The organism is Microbacterium sp. 13-71-7, assembly GCF_002257455.1.
Classification (GTDB): domain Bacteria; phylum Actinomycetota; class Actinomycetes; order Actinomycetales; family Microbacteriaceae; genus Microbacterium.
This window is the reverse complement of the sequence record NZ_NCKN01000172.1, coordinates 1-8,910: the sequence shown is the minus strand read 5'-3', so window position 1 is coordinate 8,910 and position 8,910 is coordinate 1. Positions and strand designations below refer to the sequence as shown.

Genomic DNA, 8,910 nt, shown 5'->3' with positions numbered 1-8,910 from the left:
CCGCCCGCGCCCGCGCACGCGGCACTGCTCGAGACGGCCGGGGCGCTCCTGATCTGGGATGCGGTCGATCCCGCCGCTCCCCCGACGGCGACGGTGTGGGATCCCGAGCTCGCCGTCGACGTCGCCTGGCAGGTGTACGGCCCCGGCGCGGTGCCGGTGCTCCTGGAGCAGACGGGGGCCTTCGCCCCTGGTCCCGCTCCCGCGCTCGACCATGCTCGGCGCGCGGCGCTGGCGACCTGGGCGGCGGCGTGGTGGCCGGCCTCGGCCCTCGCGGGCATCCCGCCGCTGGATCCGCGGATCCTCGCCGTCGAGCGGGCGGACGCGCTCCTCGCCGTGGAGCATCTGCTCGACGGCGAGGAGGTCCTGCTCCGGGCGCTCACCGAGGGAGCCTCCGCGGCGCGGACCCTCCGCCTCGCGCCGGGCATCGACGCCGCCGTGCGCGCGGGACTCGCCGCGCTCGGAGCCAGGGTCGAGGAGGCGGCCGCGGACCGCGGCGTCGCCACCGACGGCATCCCGGCGGCGATGCCCGCGCGCGAGGACTTCGCGCTCGCCGCCTCCGCGACCGCGCGCCCCGCGGCCGACGTGCTCGCGGAGGGCGCCGAAGCCCTGGACCTCTCCGCGTTCGCCCCCGGCACGGTCGATGCCGCCGGATCGGCGCACTGGCAGGTGCATACCGGAGAGGGCGGCGTGGTGCTGGAGATCTCCGCGCCGCGGGCGCCGGCCGTCTCCCCCGCGGACCACGGGCCGCTCGACGCCGTGTTCGCGGGTGTCGCGCTGACCCTGGCGCCCGAGCCGGGGCGTTTCGCGGGCAGCGTCGCCGTTCCCGCCACGATCCTGCTCACGCCCCCTGCCGCGCGGACGCTCGCACTCGCCTCGCCGGGGTATCGCGGCCGCCGCGATGTAGATGCCGGAGTGCTCCTCGCCCTCGCCCGCGAGCGGCTCGACCGGGCACGGCAGACGGTGCCGGACGAGACGGGGATCCCGGATCGCACGGTGCTGCTCGCCGAGCAGGAGGCCGTGAGGCGCTCATGAGGGCCGAGTCGACGGACGGGGAAGCCGGGGCGTTCCCCGCGGAGATCCTCGGCCTGCCCGGCTCCGGGGAGCTGCCGGCCCGGTGGCGGCACGTCGCGCCGCTCTTCGCAGAGCTGAGCGCGGCGTACGCCTCCGGCGGCCCGATCGCGGCCGAGCCGGTCACCCGCCGCATCCTCGCGGCCACGGAGGTGGCGGACGTCGACGCGGTCGGCCTCGACCTGCGCGGCCGGGCGCTGTCCAATCTGTCCGCGATCGCCGAGGCCCGCGGGGACGCTCCTGCGGCGATCGACCTCGCCACCAGGGCGATCTCCGCCTGCACGGCCGCCGAGGCCGCGATCGGATCCGCACGCCGCACCCCGGAGGTGCGTTTCGGGGCCGTGATCGATCGCGCGCAGACGCTCGCCCTGGTCGGCCGCTCGACGGAGGCGATCCGGGACCTCGAGCTCCTCGGCGCGGAGTTCGACGAGACGACGCCGCCGGTGCTGGTCTTCGGGCGTCACAACACGCTCGGCGGGATCCTGCTCGATCAGGAGCGCTTCGCCGACGCCGAGGTCGCCTTCCGTGCCGCTCTGCACACGGCGCTGACGCATGAACCGCGATTCGCCTCGTATGCGTACTCCGGTCTCGCCGCCGTCGCCCACCGGACCGGGGACCCTCGTCTGGCCGCCGAGCAGCTGCAGCTCTCGCGGCAGCTGCAGGCGACAGGACCGCTCGCCCTGGCCCGCACCGAGGAGAACCTCGCGCGACTGCTGCTCGAACGCGGCGAGGTCGATGCCGCCGAAGAGCGCTTCCTCGCCGCCGAGGAGGGATACCGGCACGGCGGCGACCCGCGCTCCGCGTCGACCTCGCGTCTCGGACGCGCCGCCGTGCTGCTCGCCCGCGGAGAGCTCGCCGCCGCACGCGGGCTCGCCGAGAGCGTGGGTGCGGAGGTCGGGGCGCAGGGCGATGTGTGGGCGCAGTTCCAGGCGGAGCTGCTGCGGGGCGACATCCTCGTCGCCCAGTGGCGCTTCCCCGCCGCGGATGCCGCCTACCGGAGGGCGCGCGCGGTATCCGCGTCGGCGGGCGCCCTGCACGAGGTCGCCCGGGTCGATGTGCGCCGGGCGCTCGCGGCGCTCACGGCCGCCGAGCGCTCGCTGTTCCGCGAGGAGAAGAAGCGCATGCGGCGCGCCGCGCTCGATCTCGCGCTGCCCGCCGCGCTCGCGACCGATGCGCTGCGCGGACGATTCCCGGCCGGACCGATGCGGGAGCGCTGGATCCGCACGGTCTCGACGGTCGCGTTCGAGGTCGCCCTGCGAAGCATCACGGTTCTCGCCGAGACCCGCCTCGCCGTGGAGGTGATCGAGTTCCTGTGCTCCTCGCCCTCCCTGGACGCGGTCGCGCCCTCCCCAGCGGGCTCCGATGATGCGCCGGAGCACGGCCCTGTCCGCGTCGCCGTCCTCGAGGAGCCGTACGCGCTGGCCGCCTCCGGGGAGGCAGGGCCCGCCTCGCCCACTCCCCAGGGCGAAGCGACGCCTCCGCCGTTCGTGCGGGCGCTGCCCGGCGACGAGTCGTTCCGGGTCTGGATCGCCGAGGCCGAGCGTCGCTACGGGGTCGTCATCCGATCCGCGGAGGCCGTCGATGCCTGGTGAGGCCGTGACCGTGGGAGATGTCGCCGAGGGCGCGCCGGATCGCCCGCGCGTGCAGGTCAAGTTCGCCGATGTCGGCGATCTCTACGTCACGTGGCGCTGGGAGCACGCGCGGGAGCGACCGCGCGCGTACGCGATCCCCCGCGCCGCCGTCCAGCCGGCCCTCGACCGGTTGCACGAGTCGCTGCCCTCGCCCCTGCCCGGGGAGAGCATCGTCGCCGCACTCGACCGCGCCTTCCGTGGGGCGCTCGCGGATCCGGACCGCGAACGGCGACTGTCCGCCGAGCTGGCGGGCGCGCTGCTGCCCGCCCCGCTCGCCGCGGAGCTGAACGCGATGCTCGCGCGCGGGCGACGCCCGCATCTGCGCATCCAGGGCTCCCCCTCGCTCGGCAGGGTCCCCTGGGAGGCGCTGATCGTCGACGCGGACCGACGGATGGTGCACGAGGCGGAGGTGTCTCTGCTCGTGCCGGCCGGGGTGCGCAACGCGCCATCGCGGCGCGTCTCGCGCTGGGATCCGCGCGGTCCGGTCGTCGCCGTGCTGGATCCGCCCGTCCCCGGGGGGATGCTCGCCCCGGTGCTCGGCCCGGCGGGCGCCGGTGCGAGGCTCGGCCCGCTGCAGGAGCGACTCGGATCCAGGGCCCGTGGCGCCGAGCCCCTCCTCGGAGGAGCGATCGACCGGGTGCGCCTGCGCACGCTGCTCGCGGACGCGTCCCGCCTCCTCTACGTCGGGCATGTGTCGTCGTCCGACCACGGTCTGGACGTGCGCATGCACCTGTCCGACGACGCGGCCCAGCCCGGCCGCGCCGCGCTGCTCGGCGCTCATCGCCCGCTCGCGGCCGCCGACATCGCCTATGGGGCGCCGGGGGCAGACACCGAGGGCGGCTGGCTGATTCCGGCCCGCGTCGCGCTGATGGCCTGCGAGTCGGGCGGGGACTCGGGTTTCGCGGAACCCACGGCGCTCGTCGCGGCGCTGGTCCGCGGTGGAGCGGAGCACGTCGCCGCCGCACGGTGGACGCTGCCCACCGACGCGGGGTTCGCGCGCGCCGCCGGTGCGGACGCCCCGGCCTTCAGCGCCGCCGTCGACGCGGTGGACGCGGCCCAGGAGAGCACGGATCCGGTCGCGGCGCTGAACGCCTGGCAACGCACCTGCGCCGAGACCTGGGCGCGCACCGGCGCCGTCGAGCACTCGCCGCTGATGTGGGCGGCGATCTCCACGACCTGGTCTCCGCCACCGCGTCAGGACCCGTGATCCGGGAAACCTGTGATCGGGAGCATTCGCCTCCCGGCAGCCTGAGTGCATCCACACGGACACACAGGAGGTACGGATCATGGGACTCTTCGATCGTGCGAAGAACGCACTCGCCGGCATGGACCCTCAGGCGATGGCGGCCCAGGCGCAGGCCGCACAGCAGCTGGCCGCGCAGCAGCTCGCCCGGGCGGGGTACTCCGACGGCACCCTGCCCACGGCCGCCGAAGGCGCCGACCTGCGGGAGCGGATGCAGGCCGACCACGACGTGCTGAACGCCTACGGCCAGGAGCTCAACCGCGTGATCGCGGTCGGCACGCCGGCCACCGGCGTCATCACGGGCGCCGTCGACACGGGCGAGCGCACCGCGGGCAACGCCTGGTACCGGATCGACGTCGAGGTGACGATCCCGGGGTCCGCGCCGTACACGGTCGCCAAGCGGGAGATGGTCGCCGCGCAGTTCCTCGCGAACTATGCGATCGGATCCGCGCACGGCGTCGCCGTCGACCCGGCGGACCCGCAGAACATCGCCCTCACGAGCTGAGCGCGGCATGGGCGTGATCCGGGATCTGCTGCGCCTGATGCGCGTGGCGCGCGAGCTGCCGCCGCATCCGACCGCGCGGGAGGCGATCCGCCAGTCCGCCGACATCGCGGAGCAGTGGGGCCGCGTCGCGGAGGACTTCGCGCACCCGACGACCGCGGCGGCCCCGACGGGGCCCGGCGGACCGTACGGCGCGGCGACGGCGGATCCGTTCGCGAATCTCGCGTTCCACCAGAACGGCCTTCCCGCATCCGGCACCGTGATCGCATGCACGCCGGAAGGATCCTCGATCGACGGGCCGACGGTGTACGCCGTGCTCCTCCAGGTGCGGATCGAGGGCCGCGAGCCCTATCGGGCGACCTACCGCACGGTCATCGCCGAGGGCGCTCGATACAACTGGCAGCCCGGCGCGGTGCTGCCGTTCCGCGTCTCGCCCGACGATCCGCAGGCCCTGCTGCTCGGATGACCCAGGGAGCACCCGCCGTGCCCGTACGACGCCCGCCTTCCCGAACCGCTATGGTCCAGAGACCGAGAACGAGGAGAACGACATGAACCGCTGGGTGCGACGAGGGATCCTCGTCCTCTTCTGGATGGCGATCGGCACCATCCTCGCCTCGGTCCTCGGGTTCGTGCTCGGCAGCGCCGAGACCGCGACGATCGCGTTCGTGATCGCCCTCCTGGTCGCCACGACCGTCGTGCCGACGGCGCTGGTCCTCGGCATCGTGTCGAAGCTCGGTGCGGGATCGGGGCTGCGACGCGGCGGTCCACTCGGGGCTCCCCCCATGCTCGCCCCCACCGCGCCCCGCGAGATCGCCCGCATCGAGTCGCTGCGCGAGGCCGGGCTGACGGTGCGCAACTTCCACCACCTGTACGAGTTCACGGTCACGGTGTTCCCGCGGGCCGGCTCCCCTCGGCGGGAGGTGTTCTCCCAGCTCATCACGATGGGCGAGCTGCCCGGCTTCTTCACCGGACGCTACGTCGTCGTCGCGACCACCACCCCCGGGGCGCCTCCGGTGCTGGATCCTGCGCCCGACCCGCACTGGGCGGCCGAGCTGCGCGCCGCGCCCTCGCGCTACGACGCGGTGGCTCCCCCGGCCGGCGCGGCGACGGCGCCTTCGACGGCGCGGGCGAAGGGTCCGTCATCCGCGGAGGCGCCTCGGGCCGGCGGCCTCGTCGGCCGGATCCTGGCGAACGCGGTCATCATCGCGCTCTGCCTCGCCGGTGGATTCGCGCTCGGCACGGTCTGGGTGTTCTCCACGCCGCAGCGCGCGGCCGCGCTGATCGGGGAGGTGCCGCAGCGCCTCGGCGGGCAGGTCCAGGGCGTCTGGGACTCCGCCGTCCTCGACCTGGACCTCGCGGACCTGCGCCGGCAGCTGCACGGTCGCAGCCTGGAGTCCGTGGTGCTCTTCGACACCTACTGGTCGATCGACGCGATGAGCGCGACGGACCCGGAGGGCGAGGACAGCTACTCCTACCGGAACGGATCCCTCAATCTGTCCTGGACCAGTGAGCTCATCTCGTCCCAGGGCGGATTCTCGATCGACGAGGTGGACCCGGTCGTCGTGCGCAGGGTCGTCGCGACCGTCCGCGGGGACCACCCCGGCATCGCGATCTCGGACGTGATGATCCGCCGGTTGCAGGGTCCGATCGTCATCGACGTCGACAGCGACGGGGTGTACAAGACCACGACCCGACGGTTCGATGCCAAGACCGGCGCGGAGATCCCGGTCGGCTGATCCCGCCGATGCGAACTCCGTGCGGGGATGGCAGACTCGAAGTCCGCCGGGGCGCGCATCGTGGCGCTCTCGGGGATCGAACGATCGGGACCCACATGTCGTCGCAGCCCACGCCGTCGCACCCTCTGGACTCGCTCACGGGCGAGGAGTTCTCCGCCACCGCCGCCGTGCTCACCCGCGAGCACGGCATCGACGCCGGCTGGCGCTACGCCTCGATCATCCTCAAGGAGCCGCCGAAGGCCGAGGTCAAGGCCTGGCGCGAAGGGGATCCGATCGTGCGCCGCTCGCTCTCCGTGCTGTGGCGCAAGCAGACGAACGAGGTCTACGAGGCGGTCGTGAACCTCACGGACGACGCCGTGGAGTCGTGGACGCACGTGCCGGGCGTCACCCCGAACTTCACGATCGACGAGTACCACGACTGCGACCACGCGATGAAGGAGAACCCGGAGGTCCGCGCGGCGCTCGCGGCCCGCGGGATCGATGACGTCGAGCTCGTCCTGTTCGACGTGTGGACGTACGGCGGGGCCGTGATCCCGGAGAAGTGGCGCGACCGCCGCCTCGGCTGGGTGGATCTGTGGATGCGCGCGACGCCGGACGGCAACCCCTACGCGCACCCGGTGAGCGGGCTGAAGATCATCGTCGACATGAACACGCTCGAAGTGCTCGAGATCGAGGACCACCACGACTTCGGCTTCCCCGAGGTGCACGGCGAGTACGTGCCGGAGCTCGCCGGCATCACGCCGCGCGAGGATCTGAAGCCGCTGCAGATCGTGCAGCCCGAGGGCGTCTCGTTCAGCGTCGAGGGATCCCGGATCCGCTGGCAGAACTGGGACTTCCGGCTCGGGTTCAACTACCGCGAGGGGCCCGTCATCTACCAGGTCGGCTTCGACGACCAGGGCACCAGGCGCGAGGTCGCCTACCGGCTCTCGTTCGCCGAGATGATCGTGCCGTACCGGGACTCCAGCTTCGACCACTACCGGCGCACCGCATTCGACATCGGCGAATGGGGGCTCGGATACATGTGCACCTCGCTCGAGCTCGGCTGCGACTGCCTCGGCGAGATCACGTACCTCGACGCCGTGCTGCCGGACACCGCAGGTCAGCCCTGGACGATCACGAACGCGATCTGCCTGCACGAGGAGGACAATGCGGTGCTGTGGAAGCACGTCGACCCGGACTCCGGCACCGAGGTGCGCCGCCAGCGCCGGTTCGTGGTCTCGGTCCACGCCACGGTCGCCAACTACGAGTACCTCGTGTACTGGCGCTTCTACCAGGACGGCAACATCGAATGCGAGGTGCGCGCCACCGGCATCATGGTCACGACGCCGATGGCCGAGGGCGAGCAGGGCAAGGCGACGGGAACCACGATCGACGAGCGCACCTATGCGCCTTTCCACCAGCACTTCCTCATCGCCCGGCTCGACCTCGACGTCGACGGGGACGGCAACACCGTCGTCGAGTCCGATTCGATGCCGGCGCCGATCTCCGAGACGAATCCGTTCGGTCTCGACCTGCACACGCAGGCCACCGTCATCCGCTCCGAGGCGGAGGCGGGGCGCCGGTACGACTGGGAGCGCCAGCGCGGCTGGAAGGTGCAGAACCCGAACCGTCTCAACGCGTGGGGCGCCCCCGTCGCGTACAAGCTCGTCCCTTCGGCGTCCTTCCCCTCGATGTTCGACGAGTCCTCCCCGATCCTCAAGCGCAACCCCGTCATCGGGAAGACGCTCTGGGTGACGCGGCACCACGACGACCAGTTCTGGCCGGCGGGCGACTACCCGACCCAGGCCGTCGACGACCTCGGCAACGGCATGACGGCGTGGATCGCGGACGACGAGAACCTCGTCGACGAGGACGTCGTGCTCTGGTACAACTTCGGGATCCACCACATCACGCGCGCAGAGGACTGGCCGATCATGCCGGCCGACACCATCTCGTTCTGGCTCAAGCCGTTCGGGTTCTTCGATCGCAACCCCTCGCTCGACGCGCCCCGCACGGTCAAGGGCGCGGCGTGCGCCTGCGAAGGAGGGGAATGCCGCTGCGATCACGGCGAGGGCCACGGCCACGGCGGCGGCACGCACGCCCACGACGACGGGCACGAGCACGACCATCACGGCTGACCCGCTGCCGAGGCCCTCTCCGGGCGGTTGAGCGCGCGCGGCCGAGAGGCCGAGCGGAGCATCGGCACGGCTTCGCGCGATCCGGCGCCCGCGGTCGCGGGCGGGGTTACGATCGCGGTATGCGAGAGACCAGGGCGACACCCCGCTGAGCCTCTTGGAGGGATGATCCGCGCCGCCCGGCCTCCGCGAAGGAGGTCCGACATGAACACGCAGGAGCGCGGAACCACCACGCACGCCGACTGGGGCGCAGGGCATCCTCATCTGCTGATCACCCTCGAGGACACCCATCTGGTGCACGAGATCACCGAGGACGAGACGCGGATCGGATCCGGCCCGGACTGCCAGATCCGCCTCGCGGGCATCGACCCGGTGCATGCGATCATCCGGCACGACGGGCACGACGACTACGACCTCGAGATGGTGGGCCCTGGGCAGACCAGCGCGAACATCGCGAAGGCCGCCGAGGAGGAGGGCCGTCCCGTCGAGACGCTGCACACCGGTGCGCGCTTCACCGCGGGCGACTGGCGCTTCGTGTTCGTGCGCGACGAGTTCGCCGACCACGGCCGCCCCTATGGCGGACGCCTCGGCGGCGAGGGCGCGCACCAGCGCCGGC

At 73.0% G+C, this 8,910-nt stretch carries 7 protein-coding genes and 1 pseudogene; all 8 read left to right on the top strand.

Features of this window, described 5'->3' with window-relative positions:
- Positions 1 to 1,032, top strand: a pseudogene (locus B7X32_RS15065) (hypothetical protein); the annotation flags it as partial.
- Positions 1,029 to 2,660, top strand: coding sequence for a hypothetical protein (locus tag B7X32_RS15060; RefSeq protein WP_292721272.1), 1,632 nt, complete (start codon positions 1,029 to 1,031; stop codon positions 2,658 to 2,660). The pseudogene B7X32_RS15065 and the gene B7X32_RS15060, both read left to right, overlap by 4 nt.
- Before the next feature lie 4 nt (positions 2,661 to 2,664).
- Entirely contained in the window at positions 2,665 to 3,906 is a 1,242-nt protein-coding gene (locus tag B7X32_RS15055) for a CHAT domain-containing protein (RefSeq protein WP_292721270.1), read from the top strand.
- Positions 3,907 to 3,985: 79 nt separating this feature from the next.
- Positions 3,986 to 4,447 carry a hypothetical protein gene (locus B7X32_RS15050; protein ID WP_292721268.1) on the top strand — a complete coding sequence of 154 codons (462 nt, stop codon included), beginning with the start codon at positions 3,986 to 3,988 and terminating at the stop codon, positions 4,445 to 4,447.
- Positions 4,448 to 4,454: 7 nt separating this feature from the next.
- Positions 4,455 to 4,910 carry a hypothetical protein gene (locus B7X32_RS15045; RefSeq protein WP_292721266.1) on the top strand — a complete coding sequence of 152 codons (456 nt, stop codon included), beginning with the start codon at positions 4,455 to 4,457 and terminating at the stop codon, positions 4,908 to 4,910.
- Positions 4,911 to 4,992: 82 nt separating this feature from the next.
- Positions 4,993 to 6,180: a hypothetical protein gene (locus B7X32_RS15040; protein WP_292721264.1), complete on the top strand. Its 1,188-nt coding sequence runs from the start codon at positions 4,993 to 4,995 to the stop codon at positions 6,178 to 6,180.
- A gap of 95 nt (positions 6,181 to 6,275) precedes the next feature.
- Positions 6,276 to 8,297, top strand: a complete 2,022-nt coding sequence (locus tag B7X32_RS15035) for a primary-amine oxidase (RefSeq protein WP_292721261.1) — start codon at positions 6,276 to 6,278, stop codon at positions 8,295 to 8,297.
- Between the two features lie 201 nt (positions 8,298 to 8,498).
- Positions 8,499 to 8,910: FHA domain-containing protein (locus B7X32_RS15030; RefSeq protein WP_292721258.1), on the top strand; the 412-nt coding region annotated here is incomplete at its 3' end.

Bases quoted from the DNA above. Each gene is read 5' to 3' on its own strand.
- B7X32_RS15060 (WP_292721272.1), top strand. From the start codon at position 1,029: ATGAGGGCCGAGTCGACGGACGGGGAAGCCGGGGCGTTCCCCGCGGAG.
- B7X32_RS15045 (WP_292721266.1), top strand. From the start codon at position 4,455: ATGGGCGTGATCCGGGATCTGCTGCGCCTGATGCGCGTGGCGCGCGAG.
- B7X32_RS15040 (WP_292721264.1), top strand. From the start codon at position 4,993: ATGAACCGCTGGGTGCGACGAGGGATCCTCGTCCTCTTCTGGATGGCG.
- B7X32_RS15035 (WP_292721261.1), top strand. From the start codon at position 6,276: ATGTCGTCGCAGCCCACGCCGTCGCACCCTCTGGACTCGCTCACGGGC.
- B7X32_RS15050 (WP_292721268.1), top strand. From the start codon at position 3,986: ATGGGACTCTTCGATCGTGCGAAGAACGCACTCGCCGGCATGGACCCT.